General features: G+C 59.4%; 14 protein-coding genes. 7 read left to right on the top strand and 7 right to left on the bottom strand.

Annotated features, from left to right (window positions below):
• Positions 1–89: 89 nt before the first annotated feature.
• The 4 genes from ACZZ0A_RS19175 (at position 90) to ACZZ0A_RS19160 (ending at position 4,173) form a co-directional block, all read left to right on the top strand.
• Positions 90–1,193, top strand: a complete 1,104-nt coding sequence (locus ACZZ0A_RS19175) for an ABC transporter substrate-binding protein (protein ID WP_463543598.1) — start codon at positions 90–92, stop codon at positions 1,191–1,193.
• Between the two features lie 157 nt (positions 1,194–1,350).
• Entirely contained in the window at positions 1,351–2,259 is a 909-nt protein-coding gene (locus ACZZ0A_RS19170) for an ABC transporter permease (RefSeq protein WP_007912621.1), read from the top strand.
• Positions 2,256–3,104 carry an ABC transporter permease gene (locus ACZZ0A_RS19165; RefSeq protein WP_007912618.1) on the top strand — a complete coding sequence of 283 codons (849 nt, stop codon included), beginning with the start codon at positions 2,256–2,258 and terminating at the stop codon, positions 3,102–3,104. The genes ACZZ0A_RS19170 and ACZZ0A_RS19165 overlap by 4 nt, the downstream gene beginning before the upstream one ends.
• 13 nt (positions 3,105–3,117) lie before the next feature.
• Entirely contained in the window at positions 3,118–4,173 is a 1,056-nt protein-coding gene (locus ACZZ0A_RS19160) for an ABC transporter ATP-binding protein (protein ID WP_007912616.1), read from the top strand.
• Between the two features lie 293 nt (positions 4,174–4,466).
• Here ACZZ0A_RS19160 and ACZZ0A_RS19155 read toward each other — a convergent pair whose 3' ends face one another.
• On the bottom strand, positions 4,467–5,396 hold the full coding sequence (locus ACZZ0A_RS19155; RefSeq protein ID WP_007912614.1) for an AraC family transcriptional regulator: 930 nt from the start codon (positions 5,394–5,396) through the stop codon (positions 4,467–4,469).
• 397 nt (positions 5,397–5,793) lie between these two features.
• On the opposite strand from ACZZ0A_RS19155, the gene ACZZ0A_RS19150 reads away from it, so the two are divergent.
• Entirely contained in the window at positions 5,794–6,147 is a 354-nt protein-coding gene (locus ACZZ0A_RS19150) for a putative quinol monooxygenase (RefSeq protein ID WP_038366796.1), read from the top strand.
• A 44-nt stretch (positions 6,148–6,191) separates the two neighbouring features.
• Positions 6,192–6,434 (top strand): hypothetical protein, encoded by a 243-nt coding sequence (locus ACZZ0A_RS19145; protein ID WP_042704945.1) that lies wholly within the window; start codon positions 6,192–6,194, stop codon positions 6,432–6,434.
• 4 nt (positions 6,435–6,438) lie between these two features.
• Here the strand turns inward: ACZZ0A_RS19145 and ACZZ0A_RS19140 are convergent, their stop codons facing one another.
• From ACZZ0A_RS19140 to ACZZ0A_RS19130, 3 genes are all read right to left on the bottom strand, one after another.
• Entirely contained in the window at positions 6,439–7,068 is a 630-nt protein-coding gene (locus tag ACZZ0A_RS19140; protein WP_007912610.1) for a flavin reductase family protein, read from the bottom strand.
• 255 nt (positions 7,069–7,323) lie between these two features.
• Positions 7,324–7,599 (bottom strand): hypothetical protein, encoded by a 276-nt coding sequence (locus ACZZ0A_RS19135; RefSeq protein WP_463543597.1) that lies wholly within the window; start codon positions 7,597–7,599, stop codon positions 7,324–7,326.
• Positions 7,600–7,981: 382 nt separating this feature from the next.
• Positions 7,982–9,301, bottom strand: a complete 1,320-nt coding sequence (locus ACZZ0A_RS19130; protein WP_007912608.1) for an MFS transporter — start codon at positions 9,299–9,301, stop codon at positions 7,982–7,984.
• A 252-nt stretch (positions 9,302–9,553) separates the two neighbouring features.
• Here ACZZ0A_RS19130 and ACZZ0A_RS19125 point away from each other — a divergent pair.
• Positions 9,554–10,737, top strand: a protein-coding gene (locus ACZZ0A_RS19125; RefSeq protein WP_463543596.1) for an IS3 family transposase whose coding sequence is annotated in 2 segments (ribosomal slippage) — positions 9,554–9,818 and positions 9,818–10,737 — 1,185 coding nt in all. Because the reading frame shifts where the segments join, the coding sequence is not laid out codon by codon here.
• Between the two features lie 554 nt (positions 10,738–11,291).
• Here ACZZ0A_RS19125 and ACZZ0A_RS19120 read toward each other — a convergent pair.
• The 3 genes from ACZZ0A_RS19120 to ACZZ0A_RS19110 form a co-directional block, all read right to left on the bottom strand.
• A complete protein-coding gene (locus ACZZ0A_RS19120; protein WP_007916264.1) occupies positions 11,292–12,620 on the bottom strand; it encodes a sigma-54-dependent transcriptional regulator in 1,329 nt (442 codons plus the stop codon).
• Positions 12,620–14,380 (bottom strand): ATP-binding protein, encoded by a 1,761-nt coding sequence (locus ACZZ0A_RS19115; protein ID WP_463543595.1) that lies wholly within the window; start codon positions 14,378–14,380, stop codon positions 12,620–12,622. Before ACZZ0A_RS19115 ends, ACZZ0A_RS19120 begins: the two co-directional genes overlap by 1 nt.
• Positions 14,381–14,463: 83 nt before the next feature.
• Complete coding sequence (locus ACZZ0A_RS19110; RefSeq protein ID WP_463543594.1) at positions 14,464–17,274, bottom strand: RHS repeat domain-containing protein; 2,811 nt, start codon at positions 17,272–17,274, stop codon at positions 14,464–14,466.
• Positions 17,275–17,289 lie beyond the last annotated feature (15 nt).

The raw sequence follows: 17,289 nt of genomic DNA, 5'->3' as shown, positions 1-17,289 counted from the left end.
CTTGTAAAACGGGGCTTGGCGCGGATCCGGCCGCGCGGATGCAACGGTTGCGACCAACCTCATACTTAAAAGAACAAAGGGAGTCCGTCATGGGCGAGCACGATCTGAACAGGCGTCAATTCATTAAAACCGTCGGCGTCGCCTCGGTGGCGGCGGCCGCCCTGAGCATGCCCTTCATCCGGGCGAGCGCCGGCGACACGCGTTTTGCCGGCAAGACCCTGCGTTTGCTGACCTGGTCGGATGACACCGGCCTCGCCGCACTGCGTAACATCGCCGCCACGTTCGAAGCCAAGACCGGTGCCAAGGTCATCGCCGACCGCACTGGCAGCACCTCGGAAATGGTCGCCAAACTCAAGGCCGGCGGTGACCGTCCGCAGTACGACATCATCACCCTGGCCGGTGTCGGTGCCGAGGGTCTGGCCGCCGCCGGGCTGCTGGAAAAACCTGATTTAAACCGCATTCCCAACCTGGTCGACGTCCCGGAACAATACCGCACCGGCGCCAATGGCCACGGCATCGGTTATCTGTTGTGGTGCAACAGTCTGGTCTACAGCACCCGCACACAAAAAGACGCGCCAAGCAGTTACGCCGCGTTGTGGGATGCCGATCTGGCGCCGAACATTTTCCTGCCGCCGCCGAACTGGACCGAAGCGATGGACCTGATCATCATCGCCGCGAAACTGGCCGGCGGTGACGAACACAACATCGAACCAGGCTTCAAGAAGCTCGCCGAACTCAAGGATCGCGTGGTGACTTTGGGTGAAAACCCGAACCAGATCGCCGAACTGTTCCGCACCGGATCGCTGGACATGGGCGGCCTCTATGCGCCGGCATTTTTCCCCAAGCAGATCCGCGATCCGAACTACGGCCTCGGTGCTACCTTCGGCATGAAGGAAGGTTTTTACACCGACCTGATGCTTTCGGTGATGCCGAAGAATCGTCCGGGCGACACCGATCTGGCTTACGCGTTTATCGATCACTCCCTCGACCCGCTGGTGCAGGGCAAGATGGCCGAAGACATCTTCAACGGCCCGGTCAACGCCAAGGCGATCATCTCCGCCGAAGCGCGCAAGAGCCCGTTCATCCTCACGCCGGAGCAGATTGCCGAGAAGGCGATCATGCACGACAACGCCTTCCTGGCCACCGTGCATGACCAATGGATTCGTCGCTATACGGAAATTTTTTCTTCCTGACGCCGAACTCCCCCTGTAGGAGCTGCCGAAGGCTGCGATCTTTTGCCTTTGATCTTCTCTGAGCAGATGAGGATCAACAGCAAGATCAAAAGATCGCAGCCTTCGGCAGCTCCTACAGGGATGTGTTGTTTGGCTTTCCATTGACGAGATCATTGCTATGGAACATCAATCCCTGACCCAAGCGGTCGGCGCCGCTGACGTGCGCCCGACGCGCGCTGTTTCACCGACTGCGCGGGCGTGGCTTTTCCTCACGCCGTCGATGCTGTTTCTCGGCGTGCTGATCGCCGCCAGCCTGCTGGTGCTGCGCATGAGCGTCGGCACCAAAGGCGCGGAGTGGAGCGGTTTCAGCCTGGCCAGTTACGCCCAGTTGCTCGAACCGTACTACCTGAAATCCTTGTTGCTGACCTTGCGTCTGGCGTTGATCAGCGCGGTGATTGCCGTGGTGTTGGCGATCCCGGTGGCGTACACCATGTCGCGGCTGACCTCGCCGTTTCTGCGACGGATTTTCCTCGCGGCGGTACTGCTGCCGTTGCTGGTCAATCTGCTGCTGCAAAGCTATGGCTGGCTGGTGATTCTCGGCCCGGCCGGCATGCTCAATCAGGCGCTGATGGGGCTCGGCCTGATCAAGCGGCCGATCATGTTGCTGTACAACCAGAACGGCGTATTGATGGGGCTGGTGCAAACCGCGTTTCCGCTCGCCGTGCTGCCGATCGCCAGTGCCATGCGCGGCGTCGCCCGCACTTATGAGGAAGCCGCCGCGACCCTCGGCGCCAGCCGTTTTCAGGTGTTCCGCCAAGTGGTGTTACCGATGAGTTTGCCCGGGATCATCACTGGCGCAACGCTGGTGTTCGCTTACAACGCCAGCAGCTTCGTCGTGCCGTTGCTGCTCGGCGGTCGTCGCGTGCCGATGCTGGCGGTGATGGTGCATGACCAGATCGCGCCGCTGATGAACTGGCCTGCCGCGTCCGCTGCCGGTGTCGTACTGATTGTCACCACGCTGGCGATCATGACCTTGTCCGAATACATCACTGGCCGTCGTCGGCGTCTGCTGGAGGCTTCGCAATGAGTGCCCTGACCAAGAAGCGCATGGCGCTGCTGCCCGGCGAAACCGGCAAGTTCGCCGGCATCCTCTCCGGCTTCATTCTGCTGCTGGCGGTGTTGCCGATCCTGACCATGATCGTCATGTCGTTCAGCGGTGCGTCGAACCTCGACTTCCCGCCGAGCAGCTACAGCCTGCAATGGTACAAAGCGGCCTGGCACACCTTCGTTTCGCCGGACGCCAGCGATGTGCTGAGCCTCGGTCAGGCGATGGCCACCAGTCTGCTGGTGTCGTGCCTGACGATGATCTTCGCCACGCTGATCGCCGTGCCCGCGGCTTACGCGCTGACCCGTTGCGAGTTCCGTGGCAAAGCCGTGGCGCTGCAACTGATGTCGCTGCCGCTGGTGTTTCCGATGGTGGTGTTGGGTCTGGCCTTGCTACTGGTGTTCGACAGCCTGCCGTTCCACATGACCACCTCGCGATTGGTGATCGCCCACGTGATTCTGGCCTTGCCGTTTGTGGTGAAAAACTGCACGGCGGCGATGCTTTCCATCGGCAGCGAAGTCGAGGAAGCGGCGCGGATGCTCGGCGCCTCGCCATTGCGCGCGATTGTCGATGTGGTGGTGCCGTTGATGAAGTCGGGGATTCTGGCGGGCATGCTGCTGGCGTTCATCGTCTCGTTCAACGAGTTCACCGTGACCTATTTCCTCTACACCATCGACGTCATGACCGTGCCGATCTGGATGTACAGCCGCACCGTGTCATCGCTCGACCCTACCGTGTTCTCGTTTGCCGTGCTGATCGTGCTGATCGACTTCGTCCTGATCTGGGCGCTGGAGAAGCTGGTGGGCGAGGGCGGCGTTTCCTTTTGATTTGAGGTGCAACATGACTGGTCTGATTCTGGAAAACGTCGAGAAATTCTACGGCTCGGCGTGCGCGGTACAAGACGTCAACCTGCATTTGCCGGAAGGCAAACTGGTGTGTTTCCTCGGCCCTTCCGGCTGCGGTAAAACCACCCTGTTGCGGATGATCGCCGGGCTGGAAACCCTCACTGGCGGCGAGATTCGCCTGGACGGCGAGGACATCGGCCAGACCCCGGCGCACCTGCGTAACTTCGGCATGGTGTTCCAGTCGCTGGCGCTGTTTCCGCACATGACCGTCGGCGAGAACATCGCCTACCCGTTGAAACTGCGCGGCGTCAGCAAGGCTGATCGGCACAAACGCGTTGTCGAGTTGCTGGAGCTGATCCAGTTGCAGGCGATGATCGATCGCCCGGTGGCGAAACTTTCCGGCGGTCAGCGGCAGCGCGTGGCGATTGCCCGGGCGATTGCCTCGCACCCGAAAATCCTCCTGCTCGATGAGCCGCTGTCGGCGCTCGACGCCAAGCTGCGCGAATCGATGCAGGTGGAAATCCGCCAACTGCAACAGCGCCTGAACATCACCACAATCATGGTCACCCACGATCAGCGCGAAGCGATGACCATGGCGGATATCGTCGTGGTGCTGGGCGAGCACAAGGTGCAGCAGGTCGGCACGCCGATCGAAATCTACCGGCATCCGGCCAACGAGTTTGTCGCTGACTTCATCGGCTCGGGCAATATTTTCCCGGCTACCGCATTGGGTGATGGCAAGGTCAGCCTGCCCGGCGGTGATGCGCTGCAAGTGCCGATCTGCAGCAGCATTGTCGTGGGGCAGAAAGTGAAGATGCTGATTCGTCCGGAAGACCTGCAACTGTCTGCGCCGCAAGCGACGGCGGGCAATCGATTGCTCGGCAAGGTGACGTTTGTGCGCGATATCGGCGCGACCATCGAGACCACGGTGGAGTGTTCCGGGGTGACGTTTACGGCGTTGAGCACGCCGTGTCAGGGAATCGGATTGGGGATTGGCCATCCGGTGTCGGTGACGTTGCCGGTGGAGGCTTGTCGGGTGTTGGGGGCGTAGAGCGAGTTCTGACTCCGAATCGCCCCTCACCCCAGCCCTCCCGAAACGTCGGACCGCCCGGAGGGAGAGGGAGCCAACCGAGGTGTCTGGCGTTATCCATCGACCTGAGATATCGATTCGATTATGGATTCGGCAAAGCAAGCGCTATTCATCGACTTGAAAAATCCAGTTGATTATGGATTCGGCAAAGCACTTTCAGGTCGGTGAACCTCTCCAATATTCCCCATTCAGTCCCCTCTCCCTTTGGGCGGTCCGACGTTTCGGGAGGGCTAGGGTGAGGGGCTTCTAAACGGTCACACCGAAAGCCGCAACCGCGCCAAATCCCTTAACGGCGGCGCACCAAACAGCCGGCTGTACTCGCGGCTGAACTGCGACGGACTTTCATACCCCACCCGATACCCCGCCGCCGAAGCCTCCAGCCCCTCGGCCAGCATCAGGCGCCGCGCCTCTTGCAGGCGCAATTGCTTCTGATACTGCAGCGGGCTCATCGCCGTCATCGCCTTGAAACGGTGATGCAAGGTCGAGACGCTGAGGTTCACTTCCTTGGCCAGATCATCAATGCGCAACGGCTGCTCGAAGTTGCCGTTAAGCCATTTGATCGCCTGGCTGATGCGATGGCTCTGACTGTTGGCAATCGCGATTTCATACAAGCGATGCCCCTGCGGACTGCGCAGCAGGCGATAAAGAATCTCTCTGCGAATCAGCGGTGCGAGCATGGCGATGTCTTTCGGCGCATCGAGCAAACGTGCCAGACGCAGCACGGCATCGAGCATCGAACTGTCGATCTGCTCGACATACAAACCACGCCCGGTCGGCCGGGTCGGTACGCCCATGGGGCCGGCGTCAGCGATCAGCGCGGTGATTTCTGTCGGGTCGATATCCAGGCGCACAGCGAGGATCGGTTCCTCCGGCGAGACATTGACCACGCGCCCGCTCAGCGGCATCGAAACCGACACCACCAGATAATTCAGCGGGTCGTAGTTGAAGAACTCGTCGGCCAGGCGCACCTCTTTGCGGCCCTGCGCCATGATGCACAGCGCCGGTTGCGCGAGCACCGGGGCAAAGTCGTGGGATTTTGTGTGGCGCGACATGAACAGCGAGCCGATGGCGGTCTCGTAGCTGCCATCGTCGGTGGTGTTGCGGCGGATGATCGCCGCCAGTTCCGCACGCTGTTTTTCCATGTCAGCGCTGGGTTCGGCTTGAAAACGATCGAATGACGTCATGCACGGCATCCTCGGCAGGGGAGGTGGAATGGAGCAGAGCATATGTTTGTGCAAGCGCCAGCGGTAGACACATCCTGCGAAATGCTTGCCTGATTCTGCCCGGAGCTGTTTTCGCGCCTGTCGCGATTCAACCCTGTAGGAGCTGCCGAAGGCTGCGATCTGTTGATCTTTAAAGCAAAACCAAAAGATCGCAGCCTTCGGCAGCTCCTACACAAAACGCGTATGACAACCGTGTGACGCCGTTTTACAGGTTGTTACAGCTTCTGGATGCAGTCTCGCAGGATTGTGCAACGCGGCGGCAGGAATCGACTAACGGCGGCCGGCGTGCGGCCCTTAACCTTTGAACCTGTCGCAGCCCGTCCCCCGGCTGCCACGCGACTCCCTGGGAGGGTTGAACATGTCCAAGCAGATTCCCGTCAGTCATATGGCCTTCGTTCGAGCGCGCGCCGGGCGTTCGGCGGAACTCGGTGTACGCCTGAGCGCGTTGATCGATCCGTCCCGCGCCGCCCCCGGTTGCCTGAGCTTTGCCTTGCAGCATTCGCAGTGTGATCCGGAGTTGTGGCTGGTCTCCGGGTTCTGGAGCAGTCAGCAAATGATGACCAACTATTTCAACAGCCCATCGATGGAAATCTTCGCCGAGCTGGTGCAGGAACTGGTGGTCAACAGCCTCGACTTCCACACTTTCAAGGACGTGTCGGCGGCGCAAGCCCTCGGCCAATGCCCGGCGCCGGTACACAAACTCGTCGGTTGAGGGTTTAATGTCCGGCTTAATTTGTCTGAGCCGGGATGTGTGACATGGCACGTAAAGAGTTCGAGCACTTCGAAGCAGTTTCCGCAGTCGTCCCCGTCGAGTTGGGCGGCAACAAGGGCTATCACGCGGCAATCGCGGTCAAGGCCCTGGTCGATGGCGGCGCACCACGCTTTCACAAACTGCTGAATGATCAAGTCTTCCCCGGCGCGATTGCTGCCGATGAAGCAGCCATCAATGAGCTGGATAACCTCAAGGGCGTCACTGAAGACGCCGACTTGATCTGGTAACGCGTTACTTGTTTGCGCCCGGACGCCACATCTTGAACAGGGCCTCAGGCCCCAGCTGGAAGTAGTCCGCCGGCCCGCCGCCGCGCAGAATCGGTTCTGCCGCGGCGGTGTCGTAGATGCCATCCTTCAACAGCCACTTGGCGATGTGCACGGCGACCACTTCGCCGAGGATCAGCCAGCTCGGCACCGTCTCGCCATCAGCGCGCTGCAATTGAATGATCTGCGTGACCTTGCACTCGAAGGACACCGGACTTTCGGCCACCCGTGGCACCGAAATCACCTTTGACGCGACGGTCGTCAATCCCGCCAACTCAAACTCGTTGACCTCAGGCGCGACCATCGCGCAGCTCTGATTCATCTGTTCGGCCAGCGGGCGGGTGGCGAGGTTCCAGACGAACTCGCCGGTCTGCTCGATGTTGTTCAGGCTGTCTTTGCGCCCGACGCTGGAAAAACCGATGATCGGCGGAATGTAGTTGAAGGCGTTGAAGAAACTGTACGGCGCCAGGTTCAACCGGCCGTTGGCATCCTGTGAAGAAATCCAGCCGATAGGCCTTGGACCGACGATGGCGTTGAACGGATCGTGGGGCAGACCGTGGCCGTTGGCGGGTTCGTAGAAGTGGATGTCATCGGGCATGGAGGGTGAGTTCCTGAGGCTGCGTTTCGGATGCAGCCATAGTGCAAGGACGCCCGGCATATTTCCAGCCAGACGCAAAACCCCGTGTAGGAGCTGCCGAAGGCTGCGATCTTTTGATTTTGCTTTTAAAGATCAAGATCAAAAGATCGCAGCCTTCGGCAGCTCCTACAGGGGATTTGTGTATTTGAGGAAATTATCATGCCCCAGAAATGACTAAGCCCGGCCAAGGCCGGGCTGTGAGAGGACTGCTGATACTTAGCTGATGGCAGCGGCGGTGCCGGTTTTGTCGAAGCCGTCAGCAGCAACCGTTTTACCCAGATTGGTCTTGTCGAAACCATCGGCAGCCACAGCTTTACCAATGTTGGTTTTATCAAAACCGTCAGCGGCGTAAGTACCCGAGTGGCTGGTTTCAATGGCCGCGCTGGCGCCGCTGATGAAGGCGGCAGATTTGGTTTTGTCCGAGCCGTCGGCAGCGAAAGTGTTGGCGGCCAGTAAGGACAGGGTCAGGGCGAGGATCAGTTTGGTTTTCATGTCGGTTACTCCAGATTCGTTGGCGATGTGTCTTGCATGGGTTTAATGCTACGCCAACTAAATTGATTAAAAAGCGCAAAATAATGCTAAAAACAATCGATTAACTTGATATTAAGGGCGGCGCATTGAATTCGCTTTCGTCGTCGGAGCGAGCGTCGCGCAGGTCATCGATCAGGTGATTGCAGAATGAGCGGGCAGCATTAATTAGCGATTAATCGCGTTGCGGCGTGTGTGAGGAATTTTTCATGCAGGTCTGGATAACGCGGTGACTCCTTTCGCGAGCAGGCTCGCTCCCACAGGAAAAATGCATTCCAAATGTGGGAGCGAGCCTGCTCGCGAAGAGTCCATCACAGTCACCGTTGCAGTGGCTGTGAAAACCCGATCAGTCAGTCACGATTCGCGAATGTTTCTGGGTGTCCTTCATGGTGATGTACACCAGCAACGACACTGCGATGCACGCGGTCACGTACCAGTAGTAACCGGTTTCCATGCCGATGCTCTTGAACCACAGCGCGATGTATTCGGCGGTGCCGCCGAAGATCGATACGGTCAGTGCGTACGGTAGGCCGACGCCCAGGGCGCGGATTTCAGTCGGGAACAATTCAGCTTTGACCACCGCGTTGATCGAGGTGTAGCCGCTGACGATGATCAGCGCCGCCATGATCAGGAAGAACGCGCCCCACCAGGTTTGAATGGTGTGCAGGGTCATCAGGATCGGCACGGTGAAGATCGTCCCCAGCACGCCGAAAGCGATCAGGATCGGGCGACGGCCGATCTTGTCCGAGAGGCCACCAATGATCGGTTGCAGGCACATGAACAGGAACAGCGTGGCGGCAGAAATGGTGGTCGAGTCGGAGATGCTCATGCCGACCGTGTTCACCAGGTATTTCTGCATGTAAGTGGTGTAGGTGTAGAACGCCAAGGTGCCGCCCATGGTCAGGCCGACCACGGTCAGCAGCTCTTTGGGGTGGCGCATCAAGGTGCGCATGGCGCTTTCCTTGGACTTTTCTTTCTTGGTGAACGACTCGGTTTCTTCCATGCCACGACGCAGGTACAGCGCCACGACTGCACACAGCGCGCCGATGGCGAACGGAATACGCCAGCCCCACGCGTACAGCTGTTCAGTGGTCAGCACGTTCTGCAGCACGATCAGTACGCCCAGCGCGATGAGCTGGCCGGAGATCAGGGTCACGTACTGGAAGCTGGAGAAGAAGCCGCGACGTTCCTTGGTCGCCATCTCCGAGAGATAGGTCGCCGAGGTGCCGTATTCGCCACCGACCGACAGGCCTTGCAGCAGTCGCGCGAACACCAGCAGGATCGGCGCGCCGATGCCGATGGTTTCGTAGTTCGGGCTGAGGGCGATCAGCAGCGAGCCGAAGCACATCAGGTAGACCGAGGCCATCAGGGCTTTTTTACGTCCGACCTTGTCGGCGTACATGCCCATCAGCCAGCCACCGATCGGACGCATCAGAAAGCCGACGGCGAAGATCGCAGCGGTGTTCATCAGTTGGGCGGTGGTGGAACCGGCAGGGAAAAAGGTTTTCGCGAAGTACAGGGAGAAGGCGGCATACACATACCAGTCGTACCACTCGACCATGTTGCCGACGGAACCGCTGAAGATCGATTTGATCCGGCTGGCGGTGGTTCTTTCTTTGGCCGGCACGGCAGCCGACCCAAGTGGCAGGGCGTTGGAGTTATCCATTGAAGGATCCTTCGTTTAATTGTTTTTGTGGAGCGCGTTGGAACGCAGCCTGCGAGGGCTATAGCAGGAGGTGTGCCAACGGGGGGAGGGCCGGTTTAGAGGGCCGAGCGGGTTGGGGTGAGCGGGATATCGCCGAAGGATTTAGTTTGATGAGCGGATTTCCGCTTATTGGGGCGAAGATCAAAAGCTGCAGTGGTCTAATTTCCCCGGACACCCCGATAGGTGGAAAATACATCTATCGAGGAGTTATTCATGACTAAAAAACGCAGGGCATTCGACGACAGCTTCAAGCTGCAAGTCGTGAAGATGATCAAGGATCAGGGACTCACCGTTGTACAGGTTTGCCAGGATCTGAACATTGGTGAGACAGCCGTTCGACGCTGGGTTCAGCAATACGAGGCAGAGCAACTGGGGCAGGCCGGAATCGGCAAGCCATTAACGGCAGAGCAACAGCGCATCCGGCAATTGGAACAGGAAAATCGTCAGCTCAAGGTGGACAACGACATCTTAAAAAAGGCTACCGCCTTCTTTGCCCGCGAGCTGAAGTAAGGTATCGACTGGTTCGGCAGCTGCAACAGAAGGCTTACTCAGTGGCACATGTCTGTCGGTTGCTGAGCATCAGTCGTTCAGGCTTCTATGAGTCTCAGAAGCGTGCTGATGCGCCTGTTCGGCAGAGTTGTCCTGTTCTTGTGCAACTCAAGGCGTCTTTCGCCGAGAGTGGAGGCTGCTACGGCAGCCGCCCTTTGCGCGACGCTTTGCGCGGTAAAGGCATGCTTGTCGGGCTGTATAAAATCCGTCGATTGATGCGGGCTAACGGACTGCGTTCAGCCTGGAAGCGCAAGTTTGTACACACAACCGATAGTAATCATGACCTGCCGATTGCAGAGAATGTACTGAGCAGAAATTTTGACCAAGTGGCGCCAAACAAGGCTTGGGTAGCCGACATCACCTATATCCGCACCCGCAGTGGCTGGTTGTATCTGGCCGTGGTATTGGACTTGTTTTCACGCAAGATAGTGGGCTGGTCGATGGCTCCGAACATGCCGGCAGAGCTGGTGTGCACTGCGATGCAACTGGCTATCGCGCAACGTCAACCGCCACCAGGCTTGATTGCCCACTCAGATCGGGGTAGCCAATATGCGAGTGCAGCTTACAGAGAATTACTGGCAAGAAACGACATGCAGCAGAGCATGAGCCGTAAAGGTAATTGCTGGGACAACGCAGTGATGGAGCGCTTCTTTTTGAGTTTGAAAATGGAGCGGGTATGGCGACGTGACTACGCGAACCACGCTGAAGCGATCCGCGACATCACCGAATACATCGTTGGGTTTTACAACAACGAACGGCTGCACTCGAAACTGGGATATCTGCCACCGACCGTTTATGAGCGAGCGATGGCGTCAAAACCACCTATCGAGGTGTCCGGAATTAGTTGACCACTGCAAAAGCCCCTCACCCTAACCCTCTCCCAGGGGGAGAGGGGACTGACCGAGTGGATTGTTCGAGTTACACCGACCTGAGATACCGAGTCGAACTCAGGTTTCGAACAGCATGAAGATCGGCTCCCTTCCCCCTCGCCCCCTGGGGGAGAGAGCTGGGGTGACCGAGTGGATTGTTCGAGTTACACCGACCTGAGATACCGAGTCGAACTCAGGTTTCGAACAGCATGAAGATCGGCTCCCGTCCCCCTCGCCCTCTGGGGGAGAGAGCTGGGGTGACCGAGTGGATTGTTCGAGTTACACCGACCTGAGATACCGAGTCAAACTCAGGTTTCGAACAGCATAAAGATCGGCTCCCTTCCCCCTCGCCCCCTGGGGGAGAGGGCTGGGGTGACCGAGTGGATTGTTCGAGTTACACCGACCTGAGATACCGAGTCGAACTCAGGTTTCGAACAGCATAAAGATCGGCTCCCTTCCCCCTCGCCCCCTTGGGGGAGAGGGCTGGGGTGAGGGGGAAAGATCTCAGCCACACCGAAAATCCCAAGCCCGACTCACTCGCTCAGAAACATCTCCCGACTCAACCCATGCCGCTGCATCTTTTCATTGAACGTACGGCGCGGCAGTTGCAACTCTTCCAGCACCGCTTTCACATCGCCCTTGTGCCGGGTCAGCGCCGCGCGCAAACACTGCGCCTCAAACGCCTCCTGCTGCGCCGCCAGCGATTGCCCCGGATCGATCCCCGGCGCCGGTTCATCCAGCCCCAACACCTGGCGTTCGGCAACGTTCGCCAGTTCTCGCACGTTGCCCGGCCAGTCATGGCTGAGCAGGTGACTCAACTGTGCGCCGCTCAAGGGTGGAAAGGTACGCCCCAGGCGTTCAGCGGCATTGTGGGCGAAGGTTTCGAACAGCAGCGGAATGTCTTCACGACGATCGCGCAGCGGCGGCAAACGCAGTTCGGCGACGTTCAGGCGATAGGCCAGATCCTCGCGAAAACGTCCGGCCCGGGCTTCATCGAGCAGATCCGGTTTGGTCGCCGCAACAATGCGCAGATCGACGCGAATGCTCTGGTTCGAACCCAGCCGTTCAAGCTTTTGCTCCTGCAATACGCGCAGCAGTTTCACCTGTTGCGCCAGCGGCATGCTTTCGATTTCATCGAGAAACAAGGTGCCGCCATCGGCGTATTCCAGCTTGCCGATGCGCTTGCCCGAGGCGCCGGTGAACGCGCCGCTCTCGTGACCGAACAACTCCGCCTCGAACAACTGCTCAGGAATCGCCGCGCAGTTCAGCGCCACGAACGGCTTGGCCGCGCGCGGGCCGAAATCATGCAGGCAACGCGCGACAAGTTCCTTGCCGCTGCCGGTTTCGCCACGGATCAACACGTTGACCGGCAACGCCGCCAGATCCAGCACCTGTCGACGCAACGTCTGCAAACCTCGGGACACGCCGAGCAACGTCGCATCAAGTTTGGCGCGGTTGTCGGCCTGCTCGTGCAGGGCACGGTTTTCCAGAATCAGACGGCGTTTGTCCAGCGCCCGGCGCAAGCTGCCGAGCAGGGTTTCCGGGCTGAACGGTTTTTCCAGAAAGTCGTAGGCGCCGTCGCGCATCGCCTCGACCGCCATCGGTACATCGCCATGACCAGTGAGCAGAATCACCGGCAGGTCAGCGTCGCGTTTCTGCACTTCGGCCAACAACGCCAGGCCGCCCATGCCGGGCATGCGCACGTCGCTGAGGATCACCCCGGCAAAGTGCGCGGGCAGGGCGGCGAGGCAGTCTTCGGCGCGGCTGAACAACTGCACCTCGAAGCCCGATAGGCTCAGCCACTGTTCAACGGCGCTGCGAATGCTGCTTTCGTCATCGACCACCATCACTGAGTTGAGCATCAGATGTGTGCCTCCAGATCGATCGGCAAAGTCAGGCTGAACACCGCGCCGCTGTCGCCATTTTCAGCACTCAGGCGGCCGCCGGATTCATGCACGATGGCGAAGGATACCGCCAGGCCGAGACCCAGGCCGTCGCCCACCGGTTTAGTGGTGAAGAACGGGTCGAAGACCTGGCCCAAATGGTCCTCGGCGATGCCGCCGCCATTGTCGCTGACGCTCAGGCGCCACAGTTGCTCATCGGCTTCCAGACGGATTTCCAGGCGCTTGCAGGGTTTACCCTGCATCGCATCAAGGGCATTGCGCAACAGGTTGATCAGCACCTGTTCGAGACGAATCGCATCACCGCGCACCCACGCCGGACGGGTCAGGTGCAGCACCAGACTGACCTGCTCATCGCGCAGCCGCGCATCGAGCAACTGCAGCGATTGATCAACCACCGTCGCCAGATCCAGTCGTTCGCGCAAGCCGCTGGGACTTTTACGCGCGAAGGTCTTGAGGTGGCCGGTGAGGGCGGCCATGCGCGTGAGCATTTCGTCCACCGGTTTCAGGGCTTTATAGGCATCGTCGACACGGCCATGGTCGAGCAACAGGCGCAGGGTCGCCAGTTGCATGCGCTGAGCGGTCAGCGGCTGATTGATTTCATGGGCCAGCGCGGCAGACATCTGCCCCAGCGCGGCGAGTTTGGCTGATTGCACCAGACCGTCCTGCGCGGTGCGCAAGTCGCGGGTGCGTTCTTCCACCAGTTGTTCCAGCTCTTGGCGATTGCGCTGACGAATCTTCGACAGGCGCCAGCGCTGGTTGAGAAACAGCAACAGAAACACCAGCGCCAGCCACACCCCGGCGGCGGCCAGCCCGGCGTTGCGCAGGTCTTCGAACGCCACTTGCGGATGGCGCAGCAGGTGCAGGGTCCAGCCTTCGGCGCTCAGGGGCAGCGATTCCCACAGATAATCCGCCGTGCCTTGCGGGCCTTCGACGCGACGCAGATCGCTGTTGTCATCGAAGCGGCGCAGCGATAAATGAGTCAAGGGCAGCAGCGATTGCTTGTCGTACTGCCGGGTGGCTTTGATCTCATCCATGTCGCGGGCGCTCAACGGCCGCAGCGCGCGATAACGCCAGCCGGGCTGATTGGCGATGAAGATAATCCCGCGCGCATCGCTGACCAGCAGCGTGTCATTGCCCTGACTCCACTCCCGTTCCAGTTCGGGGAATTCCAGCTTGACCACCATCGCGCCAAGGAACTCGTCGTTGTCACCCAGCACCGCGCTGGAGAGAAAGTAGCCGGGAATTCCGCTGGTCACGCCCACGGCATAAAAGCGCCCGGTGCCCTGGGTGCGGGTCTGGCTGAAGTAGGGACGAAAACCGTAATTGTGGCCGACGTAACTGCTCGGCAGACGCCAGTTGCTCGCCGCCACGGCGAGGCCCGTGTGGTCGAGCAGTTCAAGGGTCGAGGATTGTGCCGCGCCGTTGATCTTTTCCAGCTTGAGATTCAGCGCCGCCTGTTCGGCGGCATCGACTGGCCCGGCCAGTGCCGAACGCAATTGCGGGTCCAGCGCCAGCACGGCGGGCAGGGCACGGTAGCGGTCGATCAGGGTGTGCAGGGAATTGGCGTACAACGCCAGTTGCTGGTTGGCGCGGGCGGCGTCTTCCTCCAGCGCCTGACGTTCGGCGTGGCGGATCGCAAGTGTGGCGGCAAGCGCCGCGCCGGCAATGATCAGCAGGGTATACAACGACAGACGCAAGGTACGGGAAGTCGGCAGCATGCTGGGCAAACGGATGGCAGTCGGGCGGGCACGATAGCATGTCGGCAGGCGGGAACATTGTCCCCGCTCAGAAAGCCGCCCATTTACGCGGCGGCGTTGTGAGCAGTTCTATGCTTTTGCACCGTTAACGCCAGACCGTGGAGCATGTCGGTGATTCGGGCTGTTTCCTGGTCTAGATCGTTGAGGTCGACGCCGTTCATGCTTGTCCTGCCAAGTGCGTGAGCATACTCATGGACCGTGTTGTTACTCGCCTCGATAGCCTGTGCAAGTCCGAGAATTTTCCCTTCGAATGCAAGCATTTTTTCGCTGGATTTTCCAGCGATGGCCTTAGCCGTTTCATTGACAATTTCCGGCAACGCCCATAACGCCGCGGCTCCGCTAGCGATGGCGCCGGCCGCTGCGGGAGGTAGTGAATTGAGAGTTCCCTTCACGCCCACCGCCGTTAGTTGAGCGCCCGCCTCCTTCACCAACTTGAGTCCGGATTTTTTGTCGCGGGGAATCAAGCCCTGGAGTTTGGCGTTTAAGTACTCAAGCGGCTGCATTTGTTTGTGTTGGGCTTTCTCAATAATAGTGTCCGCTGACACTTTGGAGGTTTTCAAATTGACCGACGCGCTCAGTCCGGTTCTTTCGGCCGCATAGTCGATGAGCGCGCTGACCCCGATTTTTGCGCCGTAGCCCATCCCTGCGCCTATCACATTGCCGACACCGGGTGCCGCTGCGCCGAGTGCCTGAGCACCGACACCGACCGTTAGACCGACGCCATAACTGAGGGCTTTGCTTGCGACCAATACCAGCGTTCTGCGTGTTGTCGCCAAGGCAATGTCGCTGCCTGAACCCATTCTGTCGAGTTGCTTTGCGGCATCGCTTGTGCGGCGCTGGGTGATCCCCAGGATTTCAATGTGTTGCATCATCTGATCATTCATTTGGCGGGCCATACGTTTTTCTGCAAGGCGTTGTCCATTTCTGGCATGGCTCGCATTTTGCGAAGCAATGATCCGATCCACTCCGGCATTCAGAGCATCCAGAGTGGGCCATTTTATTTCACCGTTGAAGTCGACATGGCCGATCGGATCGTTGCCCACGAACACATACAGATTCAGCCCATCCACATCCCCCGCCGGATCGGCACTGGCCCAGCGTTGCAACCACGCTGCGTAATAGCGCTCACCGTAGTAGTACAAACCACTGACATCCATCTCCTTGCCCGAATAACGGATGAATTTGTAGCGCACTTCCACTTCATGTCGTGCGGCCATCCACGCCGTTTCGCCGAAGGGGTAATAGCCTTCCTCGCTGATCACATCGGCCTGTTGATCAAGCTCCATGACACAGGAACCGAGGTGATCTTTCAGGCTGTAGCGCAGTTGATTGTTTTCGATGCCGCCGGGGCGTCCGCTGACCCAGTGCAGGCAACGTGCATTGCCGAGGGTGATGACGTGCAGCTCTTCGCCGTTGTCTTTGGTGCGGATTTCCAGGCCGGGCAGGTATCGCACCTGATGAAAGTGGCGGGTCGTGTCGGTAAACCATTCATGGCATTTGAAGACGCGCTGGCCTTGGCTGTAACGGTAATGCTCGGCGTCGCTGTTGCTGTTTTTTCGAGTCACCAGCGGCACGCTTTCCAGCTCGTCGCGCGCGTTCCAGTGCAACGTCGACCCTTGCTTGAGATCCAGTTGATTGCCGTGGCGATCAAACAGGGTGTCGAAATCCGGCAGATCGTCGCCGGTTTTCCAGCGCACGCTGCGGTTGCTGTTCGGGTCGACGCACATTTGGCGGGTAAAGGGATTGCCGTCTCGTACGTGACGCAGTTCGATCAGATTACCGCCGTTGTCGTACCGATAGGTCTGGGTGTAATTGAGGCGATTGTTCGGGTCGCCCGATTGCGGCAGGCCGGGAATGTCCGGCGGCGGGGCGTCGTCGTAGCCGGTGGTGCTGGTCAGCCGATAGAGCGAGTCGTAGGTGAAGTCGCGGTGGCCGTCGATCAACTGGTTGGCGAAGTAGCGTGGCTGAAAGACGTGGTCTTCGATGCGGGTGATGTTGCCGACAGGGTCGTAAAAATATTCGAAATCGTGAAGAACAGCGCCACTGTCCTTGCGACTGGACTGGGTGTGCAAACGGCCGTCCATCGGGTCGTAGGTCCACTGACTGCGCACCTGATTGCCGGCCAGTTGTTCGATGATCTGGTCGGCGGCGTTGTACTGCGCATCCAGCAGCACCGCTTGCCAATCGGTCTTGCCGTTGATTTGCAGGCGTGTTTGCTTGAGCTGTCCGCTCAGACCGTAGCGCGACTGTTGTCGATGACCGCCGGCGTCAGTCTGTTCCAGTACCGCGCCGAGGGGGCTGAATCGCCGTTGGTTGGTGAACGCCTGGCCATCTCTAAAGGTGCGTGTTTCTGTCAGCGACTGGCCGGCGAGAGCGAAGCTGTCGGTGCGCAATAAACCCGAACGGTCTTGCTGTTCCAGCAACTGGCCGCGCTGGTTATGCCCCGCGTCAGCCGTGGCATCGGCGTAGCTGAAAGTGTCGACATCCTCTCCGTTTTCCTTGACCTCCACCACGCGCAGTTGCTTATCGAAGGTCGTGCGCCAATGCGTGTCGCGCGCGTCCCAGCGTTGCAACGGCTCAGCGGCCAGCCCAGGCAGGTTGAGACGCCAGCCAGCGTCGACGCTGTCGATTCTCAATACCTTGCCGTCCAGACGATAAGCCGTGGTCAGACACGGGACAGACAGACGCGGATCCCATTGTTCAACCAGTCGTCCTGCGTGGTCGTGATGTTGCCGGGTAACCAGGGCAGTGAATGCGTCATTGGTCACAGTGTGCAAGTAACCCACTGTTCTGACCGGCAGCTTGCGCGGATCCCAGCTATGAAGGGTCGGGGTGCCTGAATGCAATGAGTCCATGTGCGTCCTCATGGC

This window comes from Pseudomonas sp. AC242 (genome assembly GCF_979258655.1).
This window is presented reverse-complemented; position numbering and strand designations above follow the sequence as displayed.

What these genes read in the sequence shown, in the direction of transcription:
- ACZZ0A_RS19175 (WP_463543598.1), top strand. Translation starts at nt 90, where the DNA reads ATGGGCGAGCACGATCTGAACAGGCGTCAATTCATTAAAACCGTCGGC.
- ACZZ0A_RS19170 (WP_007912621.1), top strand. Translation starts at nt 1,351, where the DNA reads ATGGAACATCAATCCCTGACCCAAGCGGTCGGCGCCGCTGACGTGCGC.
- ACZZ0A_RS19165 (WP_007912618.1), top strand. Translation starts at nt 2,256, where the DNA reads ATGAGTGCCCTGACCAAGAAGCGCATGGCGCTGCTGCCCGGCGAAACC.
- ACZZ0A_RS19160 (WP_007912616.1), top strand. Translation starts at nt 3,118, where the DNA reads ATGACTGGTCTGATTCTGGAAAACGTCGAGAAATTCTACGGCTCGGCG.
- ACZZ0A_RS19155 (WP_007912614.1), bottom strand. Translation starts at nt 5,396, where the DNA reads ATGACGTCATTCGATCGTTTTCAAGCCGAACCCAGCGCTGACATGGAA.
- ACZZ0A_RS19150 (WP_038366796.1), top strand. Translation starts at nt 5,794, where the DNA reads ATGTCCAAGCAGATTCCCGTCAGTCATATGGCCTTCGTTCGAGCGCGC.
- ACZZ0A_RS19145 (WP_042704945.1), top strand. Translation starts at nt 6,192, where the DNA reads ATGGCACGTAAAGAGTTCGAGCACTTCGAAGCAGTTTCCGCAGTCGTC.
- ACZZ0A_RS19140 (WP_007912610.1), bottom strand. Translation starts at nt 7,068, where the DNA reads ATGCCCGATGACATCCACTTCTACGAACCCGCCAACGGCCACGGTCTG.
- ACZZ0A_RS19135 (WP_463543597.1), bottom strand. Translation starts at nt 7,599, where the DNA reads ATGAAAACCAAACTGATCCTCGCCCTGACCCTGTCCTTACTGGCCGCC.
- ACZZ0A_RS19130 (WP_007912608.1), bottom strand. Translation starts at nt 9,301, where the DNA reads ATGGATAACTCCAACGCCCTGCCACTTGGGTCGGCTGCCGTGCCGGCC.
- ACZZ0A_RS19120 (WP_007916264.1), bottom strand. Translation starts at nt 12,620, where the DNA reads ATGCTCAACTCAGTGATGGTGGTCGATGACGAAAGCAGCATTCGCAGC.
- ACZZ0A_RS19115 (WP_463543595.1), bottom strand. Translation starts at nt 14,380, where the DNA reads ATGCTGCCGACTTCCCGTACCTTGCGTCTGTCGTTGTATACCCTGCTG.
- ACZZ0A_RS19110 (WP_463543594.1), bottom strand. Translation starts at nt 17,274, where the DNA reads ATGGACTCATTGCATTCAGGCACCCCGACCCTTCATAGCTGGGATCCG.